Here is a 25,720-nt window from a genome sequence, read left to right as displayed (position 1 = left end):
ACGAGCTGCACGATCTGGGACAGCATGGTGTCGCGCCCGACCTTCTGCGCCTCGATGACGAGGCCGCCGGACTGGTTCATGGTGCCGCCGATGGCTTTGGCGCCGACGTCCTTCGTCACCGGCATCGACTCGCCGGTCACCATCGACTCGTCGACGGCACTGCGCCCCTCGACGACGATGCCGTCGACCGGCACCTTCTCGCCGGGTCGCACCCGCAGTCGGTCACCCACCTGCACGGTGTCGAGCTGCACCTCCTGCTCCGAGCCGTCGGGCAGGATCCTGCGGGCGGTCTTGGGGGCGAGATCGAGCAGGGCCCGGATGGCGCCACTGGTGCTCTCGCGGGCCCGCAACTCCAGGACCTGGCCGAGAAGCACCAGCACCGTGATCACCGCCGCGGCCTCGAAGTAAACCGCCACCGAGCCGTCGTGCCCGCGGAAGGCGGCCGGGAAGATGTCGGGCACCAGCGTCGCGACCATGCTGTAGATCCAGGCCACGCCGGTGCCCATGGCGATCAAGGTGAACATGTTGAGGCTGCGGTTCTTCAGCGACTGCCGGCCGCGCACGAAGAACGGCCAGCCGGCCCACAGCACGACCGGTGTCGCGAACAGCATCTGGATCCAGTTCGAGGTCTGCTGCCCGATGCTATGGGTGAGGCCCGTCAGGTGCCCGCCCATCTCGAGGATAAACACGGGAAGGGTCAGGACCAAGCCGATCCAGAACCGGCGCGTCATGTCGACGAGCTCGTGACTGGGACCCGTCTCTGCGGTGGCAACGACGGGCTCGAGCGCCATGCCGCAGATCGGGCACGAGCCTGGGCCGACCTGACGGATCTCGGGGTGCATCGGGCAGGTATAGATCGTGCCCTCGGGAGCGGCTTCCGCCTTCCGGCCTGCTTGCCGTTCGACGTATTTCGCGGGCTCGGTCATGAACTTCGATTGGCAGCCAGACGAGCAGAAGTAGTAAGGCTTGCCTTCATATTGGGCCCGGTGGGTGGCCGCGTGCGGATCGACCATCATTCCGCAGACGGGATCCTTCACCGTCCCGGCATCCATTGCAGGCTCATTGTGGTGATGACCGTGTCCAGCGTGAGTACCATGGCCGTGGTGATGGACGTGGCCCTCATGTCCATTGGCAGTACGAGTGTTGGTCATGGCAGTTCTCCACGCACGCATCAACAAGCTAAGAGCAGCCTGGAGCTTCCCACGATGGCAAGGTCAACCCCATGCGGGACCATTGGCAAGACAGCTTGCCTGAAGAGGCTGCATGTCCAGCAGGAGACTGCCAGAAGGATACTTCGACTCTGCTCCTGTGGGATAATATATATTGGCGCTGTTCAATCAGCATGTGAGGGCTTGGGTCTCGAACCCTCATCCGTGCCGGAGCTGGTCCGCAAAGGGGCGATCATCGGCTGGTGCGAGCGGCATCGACGAGGATCGCTCCCGGCTCAGCTCTTCGATGCTGGACGGCGGCTACGCTTCATCGTCGACGCGGTCGGGCGCATCCTACGGCGCTCCAGCATCGACTATGGCGACGGGGTACCGCCGAGAGTCTTGCATAGGCTGAGCCAGTGAAACTCTGACAGATATAATCGGCTCCCCGGCTGTAGGTCAGGCCGCTTGGCCGCCATGCAGATCAAGTCCTGCCGCACGGACCATGTCCTCGGACCCGCGCGTTGCCGCCGCCTTGATGTCCTCGAACAGCAGCGCGATCTCCTGGAATACGCTCAGGTCTGTCTCGTCTGTCGAGACGGTGTCGAGCTCACCGACGAGTTCGAGCAACGCCCCAATGCGCTCCGCTTGGTGGCGGGCATCGAGGATCAGGCCGCGGAGCTGGCGCCGGTTCTCCAGGGCCTCGAACCGCTCCAGCGCGGCGTCGAGCTTGCCGCGGCAGCGGCAGTCCAGGTCGAGGGTGTCCATGACGGCGCGCACGCGCACCAGCAGGGGCGAAGGCGCCAGAGAGGGTGCCGTGCCGGAGGTGGCGATCTCGTGCAGTTCGGCTTTCATCAGCGGTCTCGGTCGTGTTTGAGGTGGCGGCGGTGTATGCCCTGCAACGACAGGAAGACAGATGACGGTCCCAGCTTCGTTGCCCTGGCGCAAAAACACGGGACGCAAAAAGTCCGGGCCGGGCCCGGACTTTTCATCACATCGAAACCACCTCAGTTAGTGACCGCTGGTCGACATGGCCGATTTCTCGGGGTTGTGGTCCTTGAAGATCGTGGGGTTCTCTGGGCCCTCAACTTGAAGGATGCCCGCCAGTCCACGTTCGACGCGGCTCAAGGCGTGGTCGACCAAGATGTAGTTGCCGGGAACCTCGACTTTAAAGTCCACTACGCTGGCGCCACCGGGGGGAGTGGTAATGGTCTGCACGTCCTTCATGGGCGAGCTGAGCGAAGCCAGGGGATAGGCCCTGTCGAAGATCTCTCCGATCACGTGGAACGACGAAGTGTAGTTCGGGCCACCCACGCCGAAGTAGATCCGTACTGTCTCGCCAACCTTCGCCTTGAGCGGGTTCTTCTTCAGGGCTTCGGTGCTGCCGTTGAAGATGAAGTACTCGGGCCGCTCGCTGATCAGCTTGTCGTAGCTCTCCTCCACGAGCCCCTTCGTGCCGAAGGCCTGCTCGGTATAGATCTCACCCTGCATCACGTAGAACTCGTGGTCGACCTTCGGCAGGCCTTCCTCAGGCTCCACCAGGATCAGGCCGTACATGCCGTTGGCGATGTGCTGGGCGACCATGGGGGTGGCGCAGTGGTAGACATAGAGGCCGGGGTTGAGCGCCTTGAACTCGAAGCCGCGGCTTTCGCCGGGGGCGGCCTCTGTCGCCTTAGCACCGCCGCCTGGGCCAGTGACCGCGTGAAAATCGACGTTGTGCATCACCATGCTGTCGTCATGGTTCTTGAGTTTGACCTCGACGGTATCGCCGACCCGCACCCGGACGAAGGGACCTGGCACTTTCTTGTTGAATGTCCAGTAGTGGTAGCTGGTGCCATCGGCGAGTTCACCCGTCACCTCGACGGTTTCCAGATCGACCTTGATCCGCTGCGGACCGCGCTTGCCGATGGGGCCCGGAAGATCGGTGGGCAGGCGCACTATGTTGACCGGGGCTGCCTCGGTCGCAGCGTGGGCGTGCGGTGTGGCAGCTGCCACCTTCTCGCCTGCGTTCGCCGCGAGCGGAGCGCCGAGCCAAGCCGCGGTGGCAAGGGCTACAATGGCAGCGGTCGCAAGCAGCGGCCGGCGTCCCGGGATCTTCATGGCCTTCATCTTCATCTCCTCTAAGGGACCGCCTGGCGGATCGTTTTGGTCCGTCATCGGATGAAGATTGTGTACTCCCGAGCCGCTCGAGCTTATTTGCTGCAGCGCAAATATCTTGGCGAATGCGGTTCAGGGTGCGTAATTTTTATCACGCGCCATCAATTGTTTGATCTATATCAATCGCATTGTGCGCTGCGATGGAAAAGACGCGGAGTCATGTTGAGCAAGCGCAAAGAAATCAGGCCTGATGCTCTGTATGCCCTCTCATGAAAGGCGGATGCCCTCCGGGGTTTAGTCTGCTGCATGCACGGGATTGCATCATGAAAGAAGATCTGAGAGCGCGCTACGGCGAGGAGCGGCTTCCGCGCTACACGAGCTACCCAACGGCGCCACAGTTCTCCGACAGCATTGGCCATGAGGCTTATGGAAACTGGCTGGAGGCCCTGCCTTCTGGAACGAGCACCTCCCTTTACCTCCACGTGCCGTTTTGTCGTTCCATGTGCTGGTACTGCGGCTGCCACACAACCATCACCCAGCGCGATGCGCCGATTGTCGACTACCTTGATGTTCTCCGCCGGGAAATCGGCCTCGTCACGGAACGCCTGACCGGCGCATTGTCGGTCCGTCATGTCCATTTCGGCGGCGGCACCCCAACCATCATGGAGCCCTCCGAGCTTCTTGGTCTCATGGCCCTCATGCGGCAGAAATTCTCTCTCAATGAGGATACTGAGATTGCAGTCGAGATCGATCCTCGTACCCTGACCAAGACGATGACGAAGACTCTAGGGGAGGTGGGCGTTACCCGCGCCAGCCTCGGCGTGCAGAGCTTCGATCCGGTGGTTCAGAAGGCTATCAACCGCATCCAAAGCTTCGAGCAGACTGCACGTGCCACAAACGGTCTGCGAGAAGCGGGGGTGCGCGGCATCAACTTCGACCTGATCTATGGCCTTCCGCATCAGACAGTGGAATCCTGTGTCGAAACCGTGCGCAAGAGCGTCGAACTGCGTCCCGAAAGATTTTCCGTTTTCGGCTACGCGCACATCCCGACGTTCAAGAAGCACCAGCGAAAGATCGACGAGGCTGCGCTGCCCGACGGCGCCGCCCGCTACGAGCAGGCCGAGGCCATTGCCGAGGCGCTCGTTGAAGCCGGTTACCGCCGGATCGGCCTCGATCACTACGCCCTGCCGGAGGACACTATGGTGCAGGCCCAGGTCGACGGTGTCCTGCACCGCAACTTCCAGGGCTACACCACCGATCCCAGTGACGTGCTGATCGGCTTCGGCGCTTCTGCCATCGGACGACTGACTCAGGGCTATGCCCAGAACGAGGTCATCCTGGGGCAGTATGCTGAACGCATCTCCAGAGGAGAGCTGGCGACAGCGAAGGGCTATGCCCTGACAGCGGATGACCGCCTCCGAGCCGACCTGATCGAAAGGGTCATGTGCGACTTCATGGTGGATGTGGCGCAGGTGTGCAACAGGCACGGCGTGGCGCCTGAGACCATCCTGCAGTCGATCCCACGGCTGCGGATGCTGGAGGGCGATGGCGTCATCCAACTCGATGGCAGCGTGCTGTCGGTGAATGACGACACCCGCTTCCTGGTGCGGAGCGTAGCGTCCGCGTTCGACGCCTATCTCGGCCAGTCGGGCAGAACCCACAGCCGCGCTGTGTGAGGGCAGCAAAAAGCCCGCAGGAGCCAAACCCCGACTCTGCTCCTGTGGGGTTGATCGTTCTCTTCATGTCAGTGGCGGTATCCACTCCGCCACCGATGGTTCGTTATGCGCAGGACCGCACCTGATAGACGTCGCCGGTCTTGGCGTTCCGCTCCTCGTGAACCGGGCACTCATGCCAGCTGCGGTACTTGGGTGTCTGACTTGCCTTTACGGGCGGGCAGGAGATCGGAACTGTGACGTGTTCATTGGTCAGGTGGTTATAGGCATTTCTGTAGATGCACTCGGCTGACGCCGGCGCTGCCGAGAGCAGGAGTACAGCGGTCAGGATGGCTTTGGTTGGCATTGCTCTTATTTCCTTCTGTTGAACGTCTTGATCTCAGGCGATAGCTGCAAAGCTGGGTTGGGTTTCTTCACTCATGCCAAGGCGTTGGCGCAGCAGGATTCGCGGGGCAACGAGGTTGGCCAGCGTCACTTCGTCGAGCGAGGCGAAGAAGGCTTCCCGCGCGCGGCTCATGGTGTGAGTGAGAAGGCAGGCGCCGCTCAGGATGCAGGAGGTCGGTCCGTCGCCCAGGCACTCGACCAAGGCGGTGTCGTCTTCGAGGGCCCGAACGACCTCGCCCATGCGGATCGTGGCGGCGGGCCTGGCAAGCTTCAGGCCGCCAGTGCGTCCACGCACGCCTGTCACGTAGCCGAGGCTGCCCAAAGTCTGTGCCACCTTCATCAGGTGGTTGCGCGACAGCCTGTGCTTCGTCGAGAGCTCCTCAATGGTGACGAGCCGCTCCTCCACCACGGCGAGGCTCATCAACAGGCGCAGCGCAAAGTCGGTGTGGAACGTCAGCCTCATCCCGTCTCCTTAAAGAGGTATTTAAAATACATCTTTTTGAGCTTAAGCAAAGAGGCATTCGGAAGGCATTTTTCATGACGGGATCAACGAAGGCGGCGCCTCTGGTCGATTCGGCACAGGGCCGCCCGAGGGGACAAGCTCGCAACTGGTCGAGGCGCTCTATGGTAGGGTTATGAAAGGTGAGACACGGAGCCGGTCGTCCACTGGGCCCTGTCACTCACTCAAGCGAGCATCCGGCAGCGTGATGGACTTCTGTTCGTCATCGTCTAGCGAACGGGGCGGCATCGACTGACAGCTTTGCATCAGCCTCAGCCGCGCTGTCGCAGACTGCGTTCGCGGCTGAGGCTGGATAGGCCAGTGCTTGCGCTCCCTATCGTACCAAATGCCGGTAGATCGCCGGGAGCGCGGAGGGGAGCTTCGCCACCTGACCGACGATAGAATAGCCACCGCGGCCGAAGAGGGTTGGAAAGTAGGACTGAGCCTCCCGGTCGACCGTCACGCCGAAGACGGTGATGCCCGCACGGCGCGCCTCCATGACGGCGCGGCGGGTGTCCTCGATCCCGAAGCGGCCCTCGTAGTAGTCGATGTCGTTCGGCTTGCCGTCGGTGAGCACCAGCAGAAGCCGCTGCCGGTTCGGACGCTCCGCCAGTTTGGCGGTGGCATGTCGGATGCCGGTGCCGATGCGGGTGTAATAGCCGGGCTTTAGGGCCGAGATGCGCCGCACGACTGCTTGGCTCATGGGCTCGTCGAAGTCCTTTACCGTTTCGACGCGCACCCAGGAGCGGCGGCGCGAGGTGAAGGTCAGGATGGAATGTGAATCACCGCAGGCGGCCATTCCATGTGCCAGGACCAGGAGCGCCTCCTTCTCCACATCAAGCACGCGCCTGTTGTCGATCCATGCATCCGTCGACAGCGAGACATCGACCAGAAGCGTGACGGCAAGATCGTGCGCCTGACGCTTGCTGGCGAGGTGAACGCGATCCGAGCCGCAGCCGCCCGAAAGCAGATCGCTGCGAGCGCGCACCAGCGCGTCGATGTCGAGCTCCTCGCCGTCGGGCTGCGCCCGAAGAACCTCGTGCTTGGGCCTGAGAGCCTCGAACTGCCGGCGCACGCGCCGGATCATCCGACGGGCCTCGTCATCCGCCTCCCAGGCCTCGCCCTGTTCAGAGGTAGGAGCTGCCAGCACGCGGCAATGGTTCGGCAGATAGGCTTTGCGGGTGTAGTCCCATTCCGGATAGGTAAGGTCTGCCGTCAGGCAGGCCGTGTCGACAGCCTCGGGCGGCAGGTCGAGATCGAACTTGAGCTTGGTCGCCGGCTTGCCCTTGTGCCTGGAGAGCGGGATCTCCTCCATTTCGTCCAGAGCCTTCTCGGCGTTCTCGTCATCGTCATCGTCGGAAGGCCGGTTGACGTTGACCATCTCCGCCATGGCCAGGATCTTCTCAAACCGGTTCAGGATGAAGGGATCGCTGCGCTGGGCCTGATCCGCCTCGCGCCGCGCCGCGAAGCGCTTGCGTGTATCCGAGGCGGCGAGGTCGCTCGGACCTGCCGGCTCATCGCTGTTGCGGTTCGACGCTCCAGTCTCGCGGGCCCAGGTGTCGCCCCAGAGCGGGACCGGCAGGAAGGGCTGATAACCGGCTGGCGCCTGCTGAGGGAGAGCCGCGTCGATTGGGAATGCGCTTCCATCGCGAAGCATCGACAGGATCATATGCTCGACCCTGCTCTCCGTCGCCGGAAGGGGACGCTGCGGGCGCGCCTCGCCCATGGCGGCGCAAAGCTCCTTGTACATCCCTGCCAGGCCTGGGCATGCCGTCAGGACGGCGGCGACCGTCTCCTGCACACGCCTGAGGATGAGAAGATCCCGGCGCAGCGGATCAGGTTCGAGAATTGGTGTCGTCGGGACATGGGCGAAGTAGGCCGCAAGCCAGAGATAGAGAGAGCGATTGAGGTTGCTGGACGGAAACAGTTCGATCCGCGGCGGCAGGAACAGGGTCGCTGCGTCCCGTCCCGGCTGCTCGAGCCGCTCCTCAGTGACGCCGAGGCGCTGAAGAAAGTTCAGGCGGTGGGACGAGGCGCGGGCGGCGGTGCCGGCGAGTTGCACTCCGGCCTCGCCGCCGAGCCCGCGGAAGAACACGGCGAGGGATCCGCGGACCTCATCAAGCGAGACGCCAAGCTCGGGATAGCGCGGGTAGGTGACCGCCCGGCCGACAAGCCGGTGCCAGAATTGGCCGACGGTTTCTTCGAGCTCCAGAAAGTCGAGCATGGCGTGTCTCCGGATCAGGCGAGCGTCGCGCGGGCGACCTCAATCAGGGCTTGCTTGACGTCGAGATCGTCGGTGAGCGGCTCGATCATGGTGGCGAGCACGGCTTCTTCCGCCGGGACACCCGCCGCAATAAGGGACGCGCAATAGATCAGCAGGCGTGTGGACACCCCTTCCTCCAGATCCTGACCTTTCAGCGCGCGTAGGCGGCAGGCGAGCTGCAGAAGCGGACGCACCTGTTGCGCGGACAGGCCGCTCTCGGAGGCGACAACCGCGATCTCGTGGTCGAAGGGCAGGAAGTCGAATTCAATGGCCACGAAGCGCTGGCGCGTCGAGGGCTTCAGGGACTTGAGCAGGGTCTGGTAGCCTGGGTTGTAGGACACGACCAGCATGAAGGAGCCCGGCGCCTGCAGCTCCTCGCCCGTGCGGTCGAGCGGCAGGATGCGCCGGTCGTCGGTCAGCGGGTGAAGCACCACGGTCACGTCCTTGCGCGCCTCCACGATCTCGTCGAGATAGCAGATGCCGCCCTCGCGTACGGCGCGGGTGAGAGGACCGTCGGCCCATACCGTGTCGCCACCCTTGAGCAGGTAACGACCCGTCAGGTCGGCGGCAGTGAGGTCGTCATGACAGGATACGGTGTGGAGAGGCAGGCCGAGTTTCGCCGCCATGTGAGCCACGAACCGGGTCTTGCCGCAGCCGGTCGGCCCCTTCAGGAGCAGCGGCAGACGCTTGCTCCAGGCGAGCTCGAAGAGGGAGCATTCGTTGCCGGCCGGAACATAATAGGGCAGCTCGACCGCAGCTTCGGGAACCGCTTGCAGGAGAGGCTTCATTGGTCAGATCCTTGGATGCAATGGAGAGGACGGGGCGGCCGGATGACGGCCGCCCCGTTTGTGTTCATTCGGCGGGTTGCAGGCCCTGCGTCAGGCGTGGCGCTTTCTCGCGTCCGGGAACGAACACCGCGTAGACGAACATGATCGCGGCGATCAGCACGAACACGCCCGAGCCGAGGCGGATCCAGTAGAACAGAGCGAGCTGATCCTGGACGTCCATGTACGACTGCCCGAGCACGCGCTGCAGGTGGACCTGGATGACGCCCGCGAAGGTGAGCGCGAAGGTCATGACCGACATCGCCGTGCACATGATCCAGAAGCTCACGATGCTGAGCATCTGATTGTACGGCTGACGTCCCAGAATCTGTGGCATGGCGTAAGCCATGAGGGCGAGGTTCAGCATCACGTAGGCGCCAAAGAAGGCAAGGTGCCCGTGAGCCGCGGTGACCTGCGTGCCGTGGGTGTAGTAGTTCACCGAAGACAGCGTGTGCAGGAAACCCCAAACGCCCGCGCCGAAGAAAGCCATCACCGAGCAGCCGATGGACCACAGGAGCGCCGCGCGGTTCGGGTGCTTGCGGCCAGCCTTCCATGTCATCTGGATGGTGAAGACCACCATGGTGAAGAAGGGCGCAACCTCAAGAGTCGAGAATAGGGAGCCGATCCACTGCCAGTACCCGGGAGCACCGATCCAATAGAAGTGGTGACCAGTGCCGAGGATGCCGGAGAACAGCGCCATGCCGACGATCACATAGAGCCACTTCTCCACCACTTCGCGGTCGATGCCGTTGAGCTTGATCATCAGGAAGGCGAGAACGGAGGCCATGATCAGCTCCCACACTCCCTCGACCCAGAGGTGCACGATGTACCACCAGTACATCTTGTCGACCGCGAGGTTGATGGGATTGTAGAAGGCAAACAGGAAGAAGATCGCCACACCCCATAGCCCGAACAGCAGGATGTTGGTGACGACCGTCTTGCGCCCTCTGAGCGCCGTCATGGTGATGTTGAACAGGAACATCAGGCACACGACCACGATGCCGATCTTGATGATGAAAGGCTGCTCAAGAAACTCACGACCTTCGTGAATCTTGAACATGTATCCGACCACCGCGACGCCGGCCGCGCCGAAGAACATCCAGAACTGAATCTTCGCCAACAATGGGCTGAAGAGTTCGTTCTCCGTTTCTTCCGGGACCAGATAGTAGGTCGCTCCCATGAAGCCGATCAGCAGCCACACGATCAAAGCGTTGGTGTGGATCATGCGAACGACGTTGAAGGGCAGAAGCTCGGAGAGGGTGTTGGGGAGGACATAGATCGTGCCGGCCAAAACACCGAACAGGACCTGAGCGATGAACAGGGCCAAGGCTCCGTAGAAATAGAGCAGGGCCACCTTTTGCGTTTGGTATTTCATGATGAGGATCCTGATCTCAGCCAGCGGTGTTCGGCGGCCAGTTCTGGGTCTTGATGCGGCTGGTCCATTCCAGGAAGTCAGCGAGATCGTCGAGTTCTTTGTCGGTCAGGTTGAACTGAGGCATCTGTCGGCGCCCCTCGATGCCCGTCGGCTGCGCGGCCATCCAGGCTTTGAGCGTATCACGCGCTCCGGCCGGATCTTCCTTGCCGCCATATCGCACCCAGACATTGCCGATTTCCGGGGCGAAGTAGGCGCCTTCACCGAGGATCGAGTGGCAGTTGATGCAGGAGTGCTTCTCCCACACGTGCTTGCCTCGGGCGACCGAATTGGTCAGCGTCGACACATCGGTCGACGTGGTGTTCATGTAGTAGTGACTGTGGGCGGTCAGGCCCACGAAGATGGCGAAGAAGAAGAACGAGCCCCCATAGAACACGTTCCTCGCTGCCGATTTAGTGAGGGCTTCGGCCATCACACGATCCTTTCTTGAAGAGCAGGGAGGCACAGGTGCGGCGTACGCACACATCTGATGGCAGGAGCGCCGGAGCCGCTCTTTGCGCTGGAGCAAGCCTCGCGGCGAATTCCATCTCACCCAAGCAGCAAGGGAAGAGTGGCGGTGGCCCAGGGAATGATGGTGACCAGCGCGAGCCAGCAGAGAAACAGGACCTGCCATCCCGCTGATGCGTCACGGAGTTTGAGGAAGTCCATCATCATCCACCGCCCCTTGGCGAAGGCGGCAGCGAGGATCAGCGTGTTGGCTGTGAGCCCCGTCCAGCCGGAATGGCCTGCGCCGAGACTGAGAAGGGTGAGCAGCACAAGGAGCCCCCACGCGCGGGTGATCCGGCGCGCATTGGTTTGTCTCATGGCGTTATCCAATCAGGTAGATGAGCGGGTACATCACGACCCAAACAAGATCGACCATGTGCCAGAAGGCCGTGCCGGTTTTCAGGTTGACGATGCTGTCCGATAACGCGACGGCGGCAAGGATGATGATGCCGAGCACGACATGGAGGAGGTGGAAACCCGTGAGCAGGAAGTAGAGCGTGAAGAAGGTGTCTGTCTCCAGATCGATGCCGGCTTGAGCCTTTGCAGCGTACTCGGCAATCTTGATGGCGATGAAGACGAGGCCCAAGGCCATGGCGCTTCCAAGGAGAAGCCGCGCCGTCCCACGCTTCCCGATCGTGCGGGCCTCGACCGCAAGGGCGGCAAGCCAGCCGCTGGTGATCAGGACAAGCGTGTTGAGGCCACCGAGAACAGGATCGAGCTGCGCCTGGCCCGCTGCGAAGAGGCCCGGGTGAATGGCCTTCGTGACGGCGAAGGTCATGAAGAGAAGCCCGAAGGTCACGACCTCCGTGAGAATGAGCACCCACATCATCGGATGCCCGGGCAGATCCGAAAGAGCACCCCAGGGACGGTCTTCCTGCGCAGCGTTCATCGCGTTCGCCGCATCCATCGCTTTCCTCCACGAAGTCGAGTTGGCAGATGGCGCCTCGTACCGTCCGCTACCGCATTCTTCGTTGCGGTGGCTCAAACAAATCTTCTCCGTTCTCGTCCATAGAGGTGACAGCTTTGGAAACAGGAGAGCCCTTTATGAGCGATGCCCAGGTTGGCCTGGTGATGGCGACACCTCTCATCATCATTTTTGCTATCATGCTGTATCGGATGGGAGTGCTGCGCCCGACTGGCACGATCACGGCGGTGACCATGTCAGTCGTCATCGCGGCCGTCCTTTTCTTCACGCAATAAGATGCCTGGAATTGACTGCCGGAATAGCCCCGCCACCTTGGCGGGGTCTATCTCATGGCCGCAAGGCCGGCGAGGGGATCGGCGCCGATGAGCAGAGCGTGTCCCTGCACGACGAACCAGATGTAGACAACAGCAGCGATCACGGCTGGCAGGACGAGAGGGCGCAACGCTTTCCACCGCGCCCGTCCGCAGAGGAGCGTCGCAAAGGGAAGGATGGAGGTGCCGGCCGCCAACTCCCGCCAACGCTCCGGGCCAAGGCGCTTGCGCGCCTTAAGGTCGAGCAGGACGAACCCGATCACGGAGAACAAGGCCATTCCGCCGAAGAGCAGGAGCGCGACCACGGTTCCGTTCGGCGGGATGTGGGATACCGCCCAGAGCAGAAAGGCCCACAGGATCGGGTGGCGCGTGATAGCCGTGATCGGACCGGGGCCAGTGCCGTATCGCAGAGAAATCGAAAGGGGATTGGCTGACATGGCTCCAGCGACGAGGAGGAACGCCGCGACCGGCATGGCAATGAACGGGATGTGCCACTGCCATGGCGCCGGATCCCAGAGCCACACGGTGTCAGCGCGCCGAGCGGCCACGATCAGCCAGCTAAGCAGGAAGACAGACAGGATCGAATACGTGATCAGATAGGTTGATCGCCCCATTGCGTCGATCAACCGCGAGCGCAGAGCGGGGCGCGCTGGAATGAGGTGAGCTGCCAGGAAAGCCGTCAATGCGCCGTAGAACTCAATCATAGCGAATGCTGTCTGGTGAATGCGCGGACAACGTGGAAAAGGAAAGATCGGGCAGGCGCCGGCCTCTGAGATCCGCACCTTTCAAGGATGAGGGCGGAGCCGTCTCGGCCCCACCCTTGTCAGTCACCGGGCTCCATCAAGCGGCGCGGCTGATGCGCACCCGCCAGAGCTCCGGACCCTCCTCCTGATAGTCCCAGCCGAATGCGCCCGGCCGCTCCACGTTGAACTGGTAGAATAGGGGCCTGGGGTCATGGTCATTGACGAGCTGGAACGCTTCGCCCGGGGCGAGTTGATCGAAAGTCTGGAAGATCAGCGGATGGCGCATCCGCGGCATGATCTGACGGACGTCGATGACGGTTTCGGTGACATTGCAGCTGCACATCAGGCTACGGTCCTTGGTGCGTGGCCGAGAAGCTCCTGGCCACGGGCGGTGATGAAGTCGGGCTTCCACACGGGATCCCAGACCAGGCGGATGTCGATGCGAGGGACATCCTGGAACCGATGCGCCAGACGCTCGCGCGCCTCCTCCACGATCATTTCACCCAGAGGACAGGCGCGGGTGGTCAGGGTGAGTGCAACCTCCACGGCGTCGGTTGTCCGGCGAGCCTGATAGACCAAACCAAGGTCCACGACGCTGAGGCCGATCTCCGGATCCAGAACATCCGTCAGGCAATTGAGCACATCGGGATCCAGGGCATCCTGCCGCTTGGATTTGTCGCTCATCGGCATTTCTCTCCCGCTTGCTTCGACAGCCGGACCTTGGCCGATCAAGGGGAGAGTTATCTTTGCCCTGCCGCAAACAATACGACGATTCCTCGCCTCGTTTTTTGCGTCATTGTTGCCGCGCAAAGAACGGCAGGAGGAAGCCCATTAAGTTGGGAGCATCTCAAACACGTCATCAATTTGGAGGCTGTCATGCCTGTTGAAGCGACCCAGCTCGTCGACGATGTCCTGAGGCAGTGCCCTCCTGCGATCCGGGTCTTTTTGAATCACAAGATGCGGTGCGTCGGCTGCCCGATTGCCTGCTTCCACACGTTGGACGATGCCTGCCGGGAGCATGGGGTTGACCTTGCGAATTTTCTGGCAGAGCTGCGCGCGACAGCCCAGAGCTCGGCTGGCGCGTCAACGTCACAGCCTGAGCTTGTCACGGCACGATGGCCGATCGCTCCGTGATAGATCGCCAAATTGCGCCACAGGTCCGAATGGTTTCGAATCTATCAATTCTCCGCCAGCATGAACAGATTGCCGAGCGTTGCTGATGGAGCGCTCGATCCTGCGGAGTGTGCGAGCGGCCCAACGGTTCGAGCGGCCTCATCCATCGTTTGACGCTGGTCCAAAGGATACCGGGGAATTGGCTGTTCTGCTGAAACCGATGTCGCAGAGTTTGATCCAGAGCAAAGTCACGCCCAATCCCTGTGGCAACATGCATCCAGTGAGATGGAGGCTTCCATGGGTTTGATGACCACGATCTCGAACTGGCGTTCCGGCCGAAAGGCAGGCCAGGAATTGACTTCTCTCGAGGCGGATGAGCTTGGGGCACTGGCCCGCGACGTCGGACTTTCCGCCGACCAGTTGATCCAGCTGACGGAGCGCGGTGCCCGCAAGGAATTGCCGCGGCTCCTGGATGCTGTCGGGCTTGCTCCCGAGAGGATCGGGCACACGTATCCGGACGTCATGCGCGACATGAGCATCGTCTGCTCCGGCTGCGCCGTCGCCCGGCGATGCCGGCGCGATCTCGACCGGGGGTGGGTGCCCGTGGTGCAGCGGTACTGCCCCAACACCGAGACCATCAAGGCCCTGCAGGCGGAGCGATGCCACGTCGTCTAATGGCATGGCCTTCCCGTCTCTTCAGGACCTTCGGGAACAAGATGCTTGCGCTCGGACAAATTCAGGCCGCCGATCCGGTGCTAGAGGACGCCATTGCAGCTCTGGAGACCTGATTCATGACCCGCAAGCAACGGCGCCTGACCCTGATCGGGACGGGACTGGCCACGATCGCCGCCGCGCTCGGCCTCGTGTCTTTTGCCATGCGCGACACGATCGTATTCTTCCACACGCCCACGGAGGTCCAAGCCAAAAGCGTTGCGCCCGGCGTCCGCTTCCGCCTCGGCGGATTGGTGCAGGAGGCCTCGGTGCAACGGGGCAACGATCAGGTTACCGCCTTCCGGATCGAGGACACCAATGGGGCAGTGGGAGTGCAGTATCGCGGGATCCTGCCGGATTTGTTCCGCGAAGGGCAGGGCGTCGTTGCCGAGGGTCTGCTCGATCCGTCCGGGACGTTCAGGGCTGACACGGTGCTGGCGAAGCACGACGAGAACTACATGCCGCGCGAGGTGTCGGACTCCTTGAAGAGTCAGGGCCGCTGGCACGGTGGAGATCCGGCCGCGACCGGATCGCCCTAGCCGCGCGCTCTGCAAATCCGCCCTCTGCGGACGCCTGATGATGTATCCGCCTATGCAATGGTCCGTGTTCCGACAATCCCACGTACCCGGCAGGCGGGTTCGCGGCCATTGCTTTGTGTGTTGACCGATGCTCCTGACCGAACGACCCGGATCTCAGCCAGCGCGTTGGTCCAGCGATGAACCAACAGATGCCGCAAAGCGGGATGCGCACATGGGCGACGATATGGAGACCATAGGCCTTCTGGAAGGGCTTGCGCCAGAGGTTGCTGCCGACCTCCTGCGGCAGGCGCAGCGGCGGACGGTGCATGCCGATGAGGTGCTCTTCACGGCCGGACAGCCCGCCCGCTCGGTGCACGTGCTGGCCTCAGGTGCCGCCAGGTTGATGCAGACCACGCCGAAGGGTGCTCGGATCATCGTCAAGTATGTCCGGCCCGGAGAGGTTTTCGGCAGCCCCGCCTTGCTGGACAAGTTCTATCCCGTGGATGCCGTGGCGGTCATGGACAGCGTGGAGCTGCAATGGCCCTCGGAGCTGCTCAGATCCTTCATCGACCGGCAGCCGCGCGTGGCGATCAACGTCATCCAGGATCTGGAGACACGCTTGCGCGAAATGGAAGGCCGGCTGCGGGATCTCTCGAACGAGCCGGTCGAGCATCGTCTGGCGCGTGCGATCCTGAAGCTCATCGACACCTTCGGCTATCAGACCGACGATGGCATCGAGATTCCGTTCCCCGTCGGCCGCCAGGACTTGGCCGATCTCATCGGGAGCACATTGCCTACCGTGAGCCGGACGCTGCGCACCTGGGAAACCCAGCGGCAGATCCGGCGCTCCCGGCGCCGGCTGGTCATCGCCGATGTCGAGGCCGTGGCGCGGGTGCTATACGAAGACACCGCGCCAGAGCCCAAGCCCCGACGAAGCCACCGGCGGGTCGCGCGGCGCTAGTGTGCCGGACCAGCTCCCGCGAGGGGGAGCCGCTCATCTGTCCTAGCGGGGCGAGTCTTCAGCGAGGATGAAGAGTTTGTGCGGGTCGCGGATCATGATGCGCTGGCGTCCGCCGGCAACCAGGCCCTGGCTCTCCCAGGCGCTCAGAACGCGGCTCACCGTGTGCAGCGTGGCGCCGGTCATCTCGGCCACGTCCTGGCGCGTGATCGGAAAGTCGATCTCGATGCCCGCCTCGACCTTGCGGCCGGATTGCTGGGCCAGGCGCAGAAGCACATGAGCGATGCGCCGCTCGACCTGCTCCGTGGACATCTCGACCACGCGCGTATGGGCGTCCTGGAGCCGGCTGCCCACGGTCTGGAGCGTGTTGACCGCCAGAGCCGGATGGGCTGCGATGAGGCGGGGCCATGCCGCGGAGGGCCAGACCAGGGCAATGCTGTCCACCACCGCCATGGCCGTGGCCGGGTAGGCCGTGCGGCCGATGGCCATGGCCACGCCGAACACCTCGCCAGGCGCGACGAAGCGGACCACCACCTGCTGCCCGTCCGGCGTGAGCTTGAACACCCGCAGGTGACCGTGCAGCAGAACGAAGAAGGAATGCGCCTGCTCGTCCTGCTGGAACACCGCCGTTCCCTTCGGATAGCGAACCGACTGCGCTTCCTGCAGCATCTTATCCACCTGCTCCGGTGCGAGCCCCGCAAACATCGGAAGGTCCGCCACGAGGGACCGATCGACACTGGCCATTCTTTGCCTTTCACAAAAACAGGTTGTGGACGCGGGAGTGGACCACGTCCTTTCGGATCTTGCTAGGCTCAAGGGCGACAACGGCCATCGGTCTCATTCCGTTCAGACGCCTGGGCCCGCCTTTCCAAAGCGGCTGCCACGTGTCCTTGGGCCAAGGGCCGAAAGCCTGGCAAGATGTCGGTGTCCCTCATGTTTGTTCCAGCGCAAACAAAACCCTCGTTCCTCCCTTTCACACTGCGAATGGCTCGAACTCCTTGCGCAAGATCAAACACGGTTGCGGGAACGAGGCGTATCACTCTGTCAAGAGCTTCGCACAGAGGCTCACCGGTTTCGCATCGTAACAGGAGACAATCATGCGGAAGGTCATCGTACTGGGCGCCCTCGTGGCCGCCCTTGGCTTCGCCGGGATCGCGCAGGCGGCCGAGGTCGAGGTGAAGATGCTCAACAAAGGCACCGATGGCGTGATGGTGTTCGAGCCGGCGCTGGTGAAGATCAATCCTGGCGATACGGTCAAGTTCCTGGCCTCGGACAAGGGCCACAACGTCGAGATCATCGATGGCATGCTGCCCGAGGGCGGTGAGAAGTTCGTGGGCAAGATCAACGAGGAGCTGGCCATCACCTTCGACAAGCCCGGTGTGTACGGCTACAAGTGCAAGCCGCATTACGGCATGGGCATGGTGGGCATGATCGTGGTGGGGGACGCCAGCAACGTGGATCAGGCCAAGGAGGCCAAGCATCCCGGCAAGGCCAAGCAGGCGTTTGCCAACCTGTTTGACAAGCTCGCGGCCACGCAAACCGCCGCCAAGTAACATCGCGTCTGACGCCGCCGCATCTCAGCCGCGGCGGCTCAACGTCTGCGCGGGGACCTGACAAGCGTATGAAAGAACCGCCGGAACGGAAACGGACTGGAACCCGTTGGAGCCATTGAGAAAGGAGGAGCGGATCGTGCCTCGCTTCATTGACAAGCCGTTCGACTGGGTGGCCATACTCGCCTTGGCCTCGGGCGCCGCGGTGTTGGTACCGAGCCTTGTGGCTCTAGGCATGACGCTGGTGGCTGTGATCCGCGACCTGGTCTGACACAGGCTGCCGCTTGGTGCAGAATCCTCATAGACAGCATGGATGCTGTTGATCCCGGCTCTGGTCACTCTCCTGCGTATCGCAGTGGTGCCGAACGCGGCTCGGAAAGGCAGATACCTTCACATTTCACTGCGGGTCTGACCTTTGTCATCCGGATCCTCTTCGAGCAGGACCCGCTCTGCCGCTCCATCCAGATCATCGTATTGCCCGGCCCGGAGAGACCACAAGAAGGCGGCTAGGCCAGCCGCGCCCATGCCGAGCGCGATGAGGATCAACCACCACATGGAACTCATTCAATCCTCCTCCGGAGGCTTCACGTCACCTGGCCCCGCGGCCCGGTGACAGCCTCAAGGCATTGGCGACGACGATGATAGAGGACAAGGACATCGCGACCGCTGCGACAAGAGGCGTGACATAGCCCAGCACTGCGACGGGCACCGCCAGGACATTGTAGCCGACCGCCAGGGCAAAGTTCTGGATGATCAAACGGTGGGACCGGCGCGCGATCCCGAGGGCGTCGCCGACGGCTGACAGGCTTTCATTCAGGAACACGAAATCCGCGGCGTTGCGGCCGATGTCGGCTGCGCTGGCTGGAGCCATCGACACATGGGCGGCGGAAAGCGCAGGCGCGTCGTTCAGGCCGTCGCCGACCATCAGAACCTTCCGGCCCATCGTCGCATGCCCCGCGACCCGCGCCACCTTTTCCACCGGCAGGAGCTCCGCTGCGAAATCACGGATCCCAAGCCTTGTCGCCAGCTCCTCAACCACCGGCGACCGGTCGCCGGAGAGGATCTCCACCGACAATCCCTGGCGGGCCAACTCGCCCACCATTTCTCGCGCGTCGCGGCGGACGCGATCCTCGAGCACGAAGGTCGCCAGCAGTTCGCTCCCTCGCGCCAGGACCGAGATCGAGGCCGCTGGGGAAGCGTCGTTCCGATCCCGTTGTCCTGTTGCCCAGTCCGGCCTGCCGAGCCGGTACGTCTCATCGCCCATCCGGGCTTCGAGCCCTAATCCGGCAATTTCCTCAACCCTGTCAAAAGCGGGAACGTTGTTCACCCGTTGCGCCGCAGCCTCGGCAATCGTCTGGGCCACCGGATGGCGCGAACCCATGCTCATTCCGAGGGCAATCCGCATTGCTGCGGGCGCGATCTCGTTCGCATTGACAAGCTTAGGTCTGCCCATCGTCAAGGTGCCAGTCTTATCGAAGGCTACGCCATCGATTTCGGCCAAGCGCTCCAAGGCGGAGCCATCCTTGACCATGATTCCGTTCTCGAACAAGCGACGCGCTGCGATGACCTGCACGATAGGGACCGCCAGGCCCAGGGCGCATGGGCAAGTGATGATCAGCACGGCAATGGCGATGGTGATGGATAGATGCCAGTCCCCGGTGGCGAGCAGCCAACCCATGAACGACAGCAAGGCCACCGTATGAACGACGGGCGAGTAAAGGGCAGCGGCGCGGTCGGCCAGCCGCCGGTAGCGGGCCCGCCCGCCTTCTGCGGCCTCCATCATCCTGACCATCTCCGCCAGGAATGAGTCTTCGGCACGCGCGGTGGTCCGGATCCTCAGCGGCCCGGTGAGGTTCATCACTCCCGCTTGAACCGCATCTCCCGCTGCCGCCTTGCGGGGGGCAGATTCTCCCGAGACGAGCGAGCAGTCGAGCTCAGCCGTGCCCTGGTCGACTACGCCGTCGACTGGGATTCGGTCACCGGCGGCGACAAGAACCATCTCGTCGGGTTCGATCTCCGACATGGGAACGTAGAGCGGCCGTCCGTCCCGGATGATCGTGGCGCCCGCGGGAGCGAGCCGCGCGAGGCCCGCAACGGCGGAACGCGCCCGCTCGCGCATCACGTGGTCAAGGGTACGGCCGATGAGCAGGAAGAACAGCAGCGACGTCGCGGCGTCAAAGTACGCATGCGGCGCGTTATGGAGCGTGTCGTAGAGACTGAGAGCGAAGGCGAGCGACACGCCGATGGAGATCGGCACGTCCATGTTGGTGCGCCCATGGCGCAGCGCCGACCAGGCCGAGGCGTAGAAGATGCGGCCGGAATAGACGAGGGCCGGGAGAGCGAGAAGGGCCGAGATCAGATGGAAGGCTTGGCGCGTGTCGGCATCGGCCCCCGACCAGACCGACACGGACAGGAGCATGATGTTCATCGCGCAGAAGCCTGCCACCGCCAGCGCCCGGACGAGCTGCGCCAGTTCGGGATCCTTGGCATCCTGCTCCGGTGCAAACAGGTGTGCCTCGTAGCCGATGCCGCGCAGGGCGCCGATCAGATCGGGCGTGTTGCCCTCCAATGTGTTCCAACGGACCGCAACGCGTTTGGTCGACAGGTTGACCCGGGCAGCCTCGACGCCCGGCAGCTTCGCCAGTGTCCGTTCCACGGCTGCGATGCAGGCGGCGCACTTCACCCCGGGCACCGACAGGTCGCTCTGCCGCGTGCCGTTGCCGAGGTCGCGGCTGGCCAGCCGGATCTCCTCCAGGGCGGCCTCTGGTTGACGCAGGGCGTCAGGGGAGACGCCGATGGGAGCGCAGCAGGTCATCACCGTCCGCCGCTTAATCTCTCATGCAAGGAGCGCATCAGCGCATGGCCCGGTAAGCGTGCCAGGTGGCATGACCCAGCAGCGGGAAGATAACGATGAAGCCAAGGAAGCCGGTCACGGCGCTGGCCGCGAATAAGGCCAGCACGATGGCACCCCACGCGATCGTCGGGGTGAGGTTGTTCCAGACCATGGCCATGCTCGTGCCCATGGCCGTGAGGGCATCCGTTCGTTGGTCGAGCAGCATGGGGATCGAGAACACGCTGATCGCAAATCCGAAGGCCGCGAACAATCCGCCGATCAGCGTCCCGACAATGAGCATTCCCCAACCTGCCGGCGTCGTGAGCAGCATGGCCACGACTCCGTCCAGCCCCGGAAATGCGCGGACACCAAAGAACAGGGCGTAGATCAGGACGGCGGCCCGGTTCCAGAGCAGCATCAGGAGGCAGAGCATCAATCCGGTATAGAAGATCTGTGCCCCGGCTTGGGGCCTCACGAGCAGCATGGTGCGCAGCGTAGGATGCTCGCCGGCCTCAAGGGTCCGGCTTTTCTCATAAAGGCCGATGGCCAGCACGGGCGCGATGATCATGTACCCGGCAATGGCGGGAAACAGGATGTAGTCTCGCCCCGCAGCGAACAGAGCCCAAGCGAGGAGGGCGGTGATGATGAAGACCACGATGCCATAGCTCAGGCTGAGTCCCGGCTGGACCAGCAGGTCGCGCCAGCCCGCCTGTAGCCAGTCAAGGGCGGCCCGCGCCGGCAGGTGTCGCTGGCGCGCGGGATTGCGCGTCTCGTCGATGCTGGAGGTCTCGCTCAAAAGGCCGTAGGTCTCGTCCGCTTCACTCATCTGCCTTCTCCGAAATCCTGGATCGCTCGATCTTCCTCAACAGGCGGGCTTCGCCGCCCGGTACGCGCCGGCCTGGGTGCCCGCCTCCTTCAGGTGGGCGACGCATTCGGGTTGGGAAGCCACCGCTACGTAGACGAGGTGGGCGTTGGCGGCCGCCACGACGATCAGGCCGGCCGCCGCAAGGCTCCACGCCACGATGGGCCACCTGTTCCGTTTCGGTGCCTCTCCTCCTGTCATGGCTTCGCGGCCGCCAGCGAGTTGACGTACAGGGCCAGGATCTTGATCTCCGCCGGGGTCAGGCGCTCGTCCCAGGTTGGCATGTGCCCCTGCCGTCCACCGTGGATCGTGTTGATCAGGGTCTGAAGGTCACCGCCATAGACCCAGTACTGGTCAGTCAGATTGGGGGCGCCGACCTCCCGATTGCCCTTGCCGTCCTCGCCGTGGCAGGCAGCGCAGGTGGTAAGAAAGATTTCTCGCCCGGCTTGCACCTGGGGCCCGTTCTCCGGCGTGGTCACGGACGGATTGGACAGCGATTGCACAAAGGTTGCGACGTTCGCCACCTGGGTGCGGTCGAGTATCGCGTCGCGCCCGAAGGCGGGCATCTGCGCGACCCGGGTGTTCTGGTGGCGTGAGTTGATGCCGAGACGCATCGTCTCCGCGATTTGCTCCACCTCGCCGCCCCAGAGCCAGTCGTCATCGGTTAGGTCAGGATAGTTGGCGCGGCCCTTGCCATCGGCTCCGTGGCAGGCGGCGCAGTTGTCGCCGAAAAGCTGACGTCCGGTTGAGCGCACGACCCTCATCAGATCCTCGTTGGACTGGATCTGCTCGAAGCTCTCCGTCTCGATGGCCTTCATCCAGGCGGCCCGTTCGGCCTGAGCCGCGGTGAGATCCTGCTCCACGGACTGGCGCTGGTCGATGCCCAGGATGCCCTTGGTATAGGTCGTTACCATCGGCCAGGTCGGCATCAGGATCCACCAGAGCAGCGCCCACACATGCGTGACGATGATGAACATCAGCACGCCGCGCGGCACCGGCGTGTCGAGTTCCTTGATGCCGTTCCATTCGTGCCCCGTCGTCGGGCGGCCGCTGACGGGATCGCGTTCCTCTACTGCCATGGCCGATCGTCCTCATCGAGTATGTTGCGCTTGGCGTTGTCGAACTTCTTCCGGTTCGACGGCCAGAACGTGTAGATGACAACGCCGATGAACATGGCGATCAGGTAGAACAGACCCCAGCTCTTGGCGAAGCCGACGAGGGTATTGTGGTCGATGTCCATCAGCCGTCCTCCTGCCAACGTCAATTGGTGGGATCGGGCGCCTGTTCCGGCGCGGCCGTGTTGGAATAGGCAGCATCGGTGAGCCGTCCGAGTACCTGCAGATAGGCCACCAGCGCGTCCATCTCGGTGAGCTGAGTCACCACGCCGTCGAAGGCGCTTAGCTGGGTTTTCTCCCCGTAGCGTTCCGTCACGCCCGCGGCGAACGGGCTGTCGGGGGCCGCCTGTCCGAAGGCGTCGGCAGCTGCATTGGCGATCATGACGTCGGTGTATGGCACGCCGAGCGCCCGCTGTGCCTGCAGGTGCCGCCCGAGATCGGCCGTGTCCAGAGCGGTGCGAGCGAGGAAGCGGTAGGCCGGCATGTTGGATTCCGGCACCACGTCACGCGGATTGGTGAGGTGCGCGACGTGCCAGAAATCGGAGTACTTGCCGCCGACGCGGGCGAGGTCCGGACCGGTGCGCTTCGAGCCCCACAGCATCGGGCGGTCATACTTGGACTCCACCGCCAGGGAGTATGGGCCGTAGCGCTCGACCTCGTCGCGCAGAGTACGGATCATCTGGCTGTGACAGGCGTAGCAGCCTTCGCGGATGTAGATGTTGCGCCCGGCCAGCTCCAGCGGGGTGTAGAGGCGCATGTCCGGCGCATCCTCGACGGTCTGCTTGATCGTGAACAGTGGCGCGATCTCGACGAGGCCGCCGACGCTGGCGGCGGCGATGATCGCCACGACGAAGCCGATGGCGGTGCGCTCGAGCTTGCGGTGGAACAGTTCAGCCATGATGTCACTCCGCAGGGGTCGCTGCGGCGCTAGGCGCCAAGCCCGTGTCCGGTGCGTCCGCCTGCCGTCCGGCGGCAAAGGGTACGGCGCGCACCGTCATCCAGATGTTGTAGGCAGCGACGATGGCGCCGAGCAGGAAGAGCAGGCCACCGAAGGCACGCGCAATATAGTACGGGTACATGGCGACGAGTGAGTCGAGGAACGAATAGGCGAGGGTTCCCTCCTGCGTGTAGGTGCGCCACATCAGCCCCTGGAGAATGCCCGAGTTCCACATGGCGAAGACGTAGATGAGGGTGCCTGCGACGGCGAGCCAGAAGTGAACCTCAACCAGCACCGGCGAGTACATGCGTTCGCGTTTCCAGAGCGAGGGCACCAGGGTGTAGATCGACCCGAAGGTGATGAACGCCACCCAGCCGAGCGCCCCCGCATGAACGTGGCCGACGGTCCAGTCGGTGTAATGGGAGAGAGCATTGACCGGGCGGATGGCCAGGAACGAGCCTTCGAAGGTCGACAGCCCGTAGAAGACCACGGCCACGAAGATGAAGCGCAGGGTCGCATCATCCCTGACCTTCTGCCAGGCACCATTGAGGGTGAGCAACGCATTGCCTGCTGAGGCCCAGGAGGGCACGAGCAACATCACCGAGAACGTCATGCCGAGATTCTGCACCCAATGGGGCAGGGCGGTATAATGCAAGTGGTGGGAGCCGGCCCACATGTAGAAGAACGTGATGCCCCAGAAGCTGAGGATCGAGAGCCGATAGGAGAAGATCGGTCGCTGCGCCCGGACCGGGAGGTAGTAATACAGCATCGCCAGGAAGCCGGCTGTGAGGAAGAAAGCCACGGCGTTGTGACCGTACCACCACTGCACCATTGAATCCTGCACACCGGCCCAGATGGTGTAGCTCTTGGCTTGTCCGACCGAGACGGGGAGGGCGAGGTTATTGACGATATGGAGGATCGCCACCACGACGATGAACGCCATGTAGTACCAGTTGGCGACGTAGATATGCGGTTCCTTGCGCCGGGCAAGCGTGCGCAGAAAGAGCACGAAGTAGGTGACCCAGACGACCACGAGCCACAGGTCAGCGTACCATTCCGCCTCCGCATACTCCTTCGATTGGGTCACACCCATGAAGTAGCCGGTGACGGCTAGGATGCAGAAGAGGTTGAAACCGAGCAGCACGAACCACGGGCTGACTTGGCCTGCCAATCGGGCGCGGGAGGTGCGCTGCACGACGTGAAAGGAGGTGGCTATCAGGGCGTTGCCGCCGAAGCCGAAGATCACGCCCGTTGTGTGCGTCGGGCGCAGGCGCCCAAAGGTCGACCAGCCGGCGTCGAAGGCGAGATCGGGCCATGCCAGCTGGGCGGCGGTCCATACGCCCATGAACATGCCGAAGATTCCCCAGGCTAACGTCAGGGCGATGCCGATTTTGATCGGATCATCATAATACTGAGAGAGGCGATCCTGGCTTGGCTCGGGCTCATAATAGGATCTCATGACGAGGGCGGCGAAGGCCCCGCCGAAGAGAAGGACAATCACTCCGTGCACGCCTAGCGGGTCAAAACCGCCCGCTGCTGCCATGGCCAAGCCGGCGACAAAGACGCAAAGAAGGATAACCAAAGCGTTCTGACGTTCGCCGGTGGTCAGCTGCTGAACCATGCCGCTCCCCCTGTCTGAGCCTCAGCTCCAGCAGGGCCGCCGTTCGGAGCTGATCTGAACCAGTTGTCTCAGCCTCAATAAGTGGCCGTCGCCGCTAGGACGTCAACCTCCTGCCAGGGTTCATCTCCCAACAATGTGCTTTTGTACCAGGTACAATTCTGCGTTGGAGTACACTGCCCATCGGTGGCTCTGCATTCTAAGCATAATCCGATAGCATGCCGCACGATTGCCAATTGCAATCAAAGACTTACCCCTGGGCATGCAAGCTCAAGAATCGTATGGATCATCCTTCCAGAGCTGTTTAATGGCGTGTGTAACGGAAACCGTGGGGTGGTGTTGACACCGTTGGGGATAAGGATCCTGCGAAGCTGCATCGTTTCTGCCTTCTCACAGGGTCCGGATACGACGAAGCCCTCGCTGGGGTTACCAGGCGAGGGCTGTTGTGTTTGGTTGCGGGGACAGGATTTGAACCTGTGACCTTCAGGTTATGAGCCTGACGAGCTACCGGGCTGCTCCACCCCGCGTCACTCAGGGCCGGTGTGGCAGGCCACACCGGCAAGAGGGAAGACAAACACAAACCGCGGCGCTTGTTTTCACAAGACACCGCGGTGTGGTTGTCAAAAGATGTAAAGAGGCGTTTGTCCTTGGCAGGCCCGGCAATGACCTACTCTCCCGGGTCTTGAGACACAGTACCATCGGCGCTGAGGAGTTTAACGG

At 62.9% G+C, this 25,720-nt stretch carries 32 protein-coding genes and 1 tRNA gene; 9 read left to right on the top strand and 24 right to left on the bottom strand.

The annotated features are described in order from the left end of the window. Positions 1–1,151 (bottom strand): HAD-IC family P-type ATPase (locus BLP10_RS22265; protein ID WP_139165581.1); only part of this gene is annotated, 1,151 nt, incomplete at its 3' end. Between BLP10_RS22265 and BLP10_RS24125 the strand changes: the two genes are divergently transcribed. Next, the gene (locus BLP10_RS24125) at positions 1,071–1,571 is read left to right on the top strand and encodes a DUF6522 family protein (protein WP_425286974.1); all 501 of its coding nucleotides are present in this window, start codon (positions 1,071–1,073) and stop codon (positions 1,569–1,571) included. The two genes, BLP10_RS22265 and BLP10_RS24125, sit on opposite strands and share 81 nt — an antisense overlap. 36 nt (positions 1,572–1,607) lie before the next feature. On the opposite strand, the gene BLP10_RS22260 is transcribed toward BLP10_RS24125, so the two are convergent. Both BLP10_RS22260 and nirK read right to left on the bottom strand, forming a co-directional pair. Further along, a complete protein-coding gene (locus BLP10_RS22260) occupies positions 1,608–2,003 on the bottom strand; it encodes a hypothetical protein (RefSeq protein ID WP_091139749.1) in 396 nt (131 codons plus the stop codon). Between the two features lie 156 nt (positions 2,004–2,159). Next, on the bottom strand, positions 2,160–3,257 hold the full coding sequence (gene nirK, locus BLP10_RS22255) for a copper-containing nitrite reductase (RefSeq protein ID WP_244510768.1): 1,098 nt from the start codon (positions 3,255–3,257) through the stop codon (positions 2,160–2,162). A 311-nt stretch (positions 3,258–3,568) separates the two neighbouring features. On the opposite strand from nirK, the gene hemN reads away from it, so the two are divergent. Next, positions 3,569–4,921, top strand: a complete 1,353-nt coding sequence (hemN, locus tag BLP10_RS22250) for an oxygen-independent coproporphyrinogen III oxidase (RefSeq protein ID WP_091139746.1) — start codon at positions 3,569–3,571, stop codon at positions 4,919–4,921. Between the two features lie 103 nt (positions 4,922–5,024). Here the strand turns inward: hemN and BLP10_RS22245 are convergent, their stop codons facing one another. The 8 genes from BLP10_RS22245 to BLP10_RS22210 all read right to left on the bottom strand — a co-directional run bounded on the left by BLP10_RS22245 (position 5,025) and on the right by BLP10_RS22210 (position 11,713). Beyond that, on the bottom strand, positions 5,025–5,264 hold the full coding sequence (locus BLP10_RS22245) for a hypothetical protein (RefSeq protein WP_091139742.1): 240 nt from the start codon (positions 5,262–5,264) through the stop codon (positions 5,025–5,027). A gap of 33 nt (positions 5,265–5,297) precedes the next feature. Continuing rightward, positions 5,298–5,765 (bottom strand): RrF2 family transcriptional regulator, encoded by a 468-nt coding sequence (locus BLP10_RS22240; protein ID WP_091139738.1) that lies wholly within the window; start codon positions 5,763–5,765, stop codon positions 5,298–5,300. A 370-nt stretch (positions 5,766–6,135) separates the two neighbouring features. Beyond that, positions 6,136–8,025, bottom strand: coding sequence for a nitric oxide reductase activation protein NorD (locus BLP10_RS22235; RefSeq protein WP_091139735.1), 1,890 nt, complete (start codon positions 8,023–8,025; stop codon positions 6,136–6,138). 14 nt (positions 8,026–8,039) lie between these two features. After that, a complete protein-coding gene (locus tag BLP10_RS22230) occupies positions 8,040–8,852 on the bottom strand; it encodes a CbbQ/NirQ/NorQ/GpvN family protein (RefSeq protein WP_091139732.1) in 813 nt (270 codons plus the stop codon). Positions 8,853–8,916: 64 nt separating this feature from the next. Beyond that, the gene (locus tag BLP10_RS22225) at positions 8,917–10,263 is read right to left on the bottom strand and encodes a cbb3-type cytochrome c oxidase subunit I (RefSeq protein WP_091139730.1); all 1,347 of its coding nucleotides are present in this window, start codon (positions 10,261–10,263) and stop codon (positions 8,917–8,919) included. Between the two features lie 16 nt (positions 10,264–10,279). After that, positions 10,280–10,732: a c-type cytochrome gene (locus tag BLP10_RS22220; protein WP_091139726.1), complete on the bottom strand. Its 453-nt coding sequence runs from the start codon at positions 10,730–10,732 to the stop codon at positions 10,280–10,282. Between the two features lie 116 nt (positions 10,733–10,848). Next, positions 10,849–11,124, bottom strand: a complete 276-nt coding sequence (locus BLP10_RS22215; protein ID WP_091139723.1) for a cytochrome C oxidase subunit IV family protein — start codon at positions 11,122–11,124, stop codon at positions 10,849–10,851. 4 nt (positions 11,125–11,128) lie between these two features. Beyond that, positions 11,129–11,713, bottom strand: coding sequence for a cytochrome c oxidase subunit 3 family protein (locus tag BLP10_RS22210; RefSeq protein ID WP_244510766.1), 585 nt, complete (start codon positions 11,711–11,713; stop codon positions 11,129–11,131). Between the two features lie 29 nt (positions 11,714–11,742). Between BLP10_RS22210 and BLP10_RS23005 the strand changes: the two genes are divergently transcribed. Next, positions 11,743–12,006 carry a hypothetical protein gene (locus BLP10_RS23005; RefSeq protein ID WP_139165580.1) on the top strand — a complete coding sequence of 88 codons (264 nt, stop codon included), beginning with the start codon at positions 11,743–11,745 and terminating at the stop codon, positions 12,004–12,006. A gap of 47 nt (positions 12,007–12,053) precedes the next feature. Here BLP10_RS23005 and BLP10_RS22200 read toward each other — a convergent pair whose 3' ends face one another. The 3 genes from BLP10_RS22200 to BLP10_RS22190 all read right to left on the bottom strand — a co-directional run bounded on the left by BLP10_RS22200 (position 12,054) and on the right by BLP10_RS22190 (position 13,469). After that, entirely contained in the window at positions 12,054–12,746 is a 693-nt protein-coding gene (locus BLP10_RS22200) for an NnrU family protein (protein ID WP_175494011.1), read from the bottom strand. Between the two features lie 136 nt (positions 12,747–12,882). Continuing rightward, positions 12,883–13,128, bottom strand: coding sequence for a DUF2249 domain-containing protein (locus BLP10_RS22195; protein ID WP_091139718.1), 246 nt, complete (start codon positions 13,126–13,128; stop codon positions 12,883–12,885). After that, positions 13,128–13,469: a metal-sulfur cluster assembly factor gene (locus BLP10_RS22190; protein WP_244510765.1), complete on the bottom strand. Its 342-nt coding sequence runs from the start codon at positions 13,467–13,469 to the stop codon at positions 13,128–13,130. Before BLP10_RS22190 ends, BLP10_RS22195 begins: the two co-directional genes overlap by 1 nt. A gap of 192 nt (positions 13,470–13,661) precedes the next feature. Here BLP10_RS22190 and BLP10_RS22185 point away from each other — a divergent pair, with 192 nt between their 5' ends. The 4 genes from BLP10_RS22185 to BLP10_RS22170 all read left to right on the top strand — a co-directional run bounded on the left by BLP10_RS22185 (position 13,662) and on the right by BLP10_RS22170 (position 16,088). After that, a complete protein-coding gene (locus tag BLP10_RS22185; protein ID WP_091139713.1) occupies positions 13,662–13,919 on the top strand; it encodes a DUF1858 domain-containing protein in 258 nt (85 codons plus the stop codon). A gap of 276 nt (positions 13,920–14,195) precedes the next feature. Then, entirely contained in the window at positions 14,196–14,573 is a 378-nt protein-coding gene (locus BLP10_RS22180) for a hypothetical protein (RefSeq protein ID WP_139165579.1), read from the top strand. Positions 14,574–14,689: 116 nt separating this feature from the next. Next, entirely contained in the window at positions 14,690–15,148 is a 459-nt protein-coding gene (ccmE, locus tag BLP10_RS22175; RefSeq protein WP_091139707.1) for a cytochrome c maturation protein CcmE, read from the top strand. A gap of 211 nt (positions 15,149–15,359) precedes the next feature. After that, positions 15,360–16,088: a Crp/Fnr family transcriptional regulator gene (locus BLP10_RS22170; RefSeq protein WP_175494010.1), complete on the top strand. Its 729-nt coding sequence runs from the start codon at positions 15,360–15,362 to the stop codon at positions 16,086–16,088. 42 nt (positions 16,089–16,130) lie between these two features. Here the strand turns inward: BLP10_RS22170 and BLP10_RS22165 are convergent, their stop codons facing one another. Beyond that, positions 16,131–16,829 (bottom strand): Crp/Fnr family transcriptional regulator, encoded by a 699-nt coding sequence (locus BLP10_RS22165; protein WP_091139701.1) that lies wholly within the window; start codon positions 16,827–16,829, stop codon positions 16,131–16,133. A 353-nt stretch (positions 16,830–17,182) separates the two neighbouring features. Between BLP10_RS22165 and BLP10_RS22160 the strand changes: the two genes are divergently transcribed. Both BLP10_RS22160 and BLP10_RS23920 read left to right on the top strand, forming a co-directional pair. After that, positions 17,183–17,638, top strand: a complete 456-nt coding sequence (locus BLP10_RS22160) for a pseudoazurin (protein WP_091139698.1) — start codon at positions 17,183–17,185, stop codon at positions 17,636–17,638. 136 nt (positions 17,639–17,774) lie between these two features. Then, positions 17,775–17,906 carry a hypothetical protein gene (locus BLP10_RS23920; protein WP_280141131.1) on the top strand — a complete coding sequence of 44 codons (132 nt, stop codon included), beginning with the start codon at positions 17,775–17,777 and terminating at the stop codon, positions 17,904–17,906. 119 nt (positions 17,907–18,025) lie between these two features. On the opposite strand, the gene ccoS is transcribed toward BLP10_RS23920, so the two are convergent. The 9 genes from ccoS to BLP10_RS22115 all read right to left on the bottom strand — a co-directional run bounded on the left by ccoS (position 18,026) and on the right by BLP10_RS22115 (position 25,527). Then, positions 18,026–18,199, bottom strand: a complete 174-nt coding sequence (ccoS, locus tag BLP10_RS22155; RefSeq protein WP_091139695.1) for a cbb3-type cytochrome oxidase assembly protein CcoS — start codon at positions 18,197–18,199, stop codon at positions 18,026–18,028. Positions 18,200–18,224: 25 nt separating this feature from the next. Then, positions 18,225–20,450, bottom strand: a complete 2,226-nt coding sequence (locus tag BLP10_RS22150) for a cation-translocating P-type ATPase (protein WP_091139693.1) — start codon at positions 20,448–20,450, stop codon at positions 18,225–18,227. 37 nt (positions 20,451–20,487) lie between these two features. Continuing rightward, positions 20,488–21,294: a DUF2189 domain-containing protein gene (locus BLP10_RS22145; protein WP_091139690.1), complete on the bottom strand. Its 807-nt coding sequence runs from the start codon at positions 21,292–21,294 to the stop codon at positions 20,488–20,490. A 36-nt stretch (positions 21,295–21,330) separates the two neighbouring features. Further along, on the bottom strand, positions 21,331–21,489 hold the full coding sequence (locus BLP10_RS22140) for a hypothetical protein (RefSeq protein ID WP_425286973.1): 159 nt from the start codon (positions 21,487–21,489) through the stop codon (positions 21,331–21,333). 38 nt (positions 21,490–21,527) lie between these two features. After that, positions 21,528–22,409, bottom strand: coding sequence for a cytochrome-c oxidase, cbb3-type subunit III (ccoP, locus tag BLP10_RS22135; RefSeq protein WP_091139683.1), 882 nt, complete (start codon positions 22,407–22,409; stop codon positions 21,528–21,530). Next, positions 22,400–22,570, bottom strand: a complete 171-nt coding sequence (locus BLP10_RS22130; RefSeq protein ID WP_091139681.1) for a cbb3-type cytochrome c oxidase subunit 3 — start codon at positions 22,568–22,570, stop codon at positions 22,400–22,402. The genes ccoP and BLP10_RS22130 overlap by 10 nt, the downstream gene beginning before the upstream one ends. A 20-nt stretch (positions 22,571–22,590) precedes the next feature. After that, positions 22,591–23,343, bottom strand: a complete 753-nt coding sequence (gene ccoO, locus BLP10_RS22125; RefSeq protein ID WP_091139678.1) for a cytochrome-c oxidase, cbb3-type subunit II — start codon at positions 23,341–23,343, stop codon at positions 22,591–22,593. Positions 23,344–23,347: 4 nt separating this feature from the next. Further along, positions 23,348–25,003 carry a cytochrome-c oxidase, cbb3-type subunit I gene (gene ccoN / locus BLP10_RS22120; protein ID WP_091139675.1) on the bottom strand — a complete coding sequence of 552 codons (1,656 nt, stop codon included), beginning with the start codon at positions 25,001–25,003 and terminating at the stop codon, positions 23,348–23,350. Positions 25,004–25,450: 447 nt separating this feature from the next. Next, positions 25,451–25,527 (bottom strand) — tRNA-Met (locus BLP10_RS22115). Positions 25,528–25,720: the final 193 nt, after the last annotated feature.

The sequence above is a fragment of the Microvirga guangxiensis genome, assembly GCF_900102135.1.
Taxonomy (GTDB): domain Bacteria; phylum Pseudomonadota; class Alphaproteobacteria; order Rhizobiales; family Beijerinckiaceae; genus Microvirga; species Microvirga guangxiensis.
The sequence above is the reverse complement of the archived record's forward strand: the minus strand, read 5'-3'. Positions and strand labels throughout refer to the sequence as shown.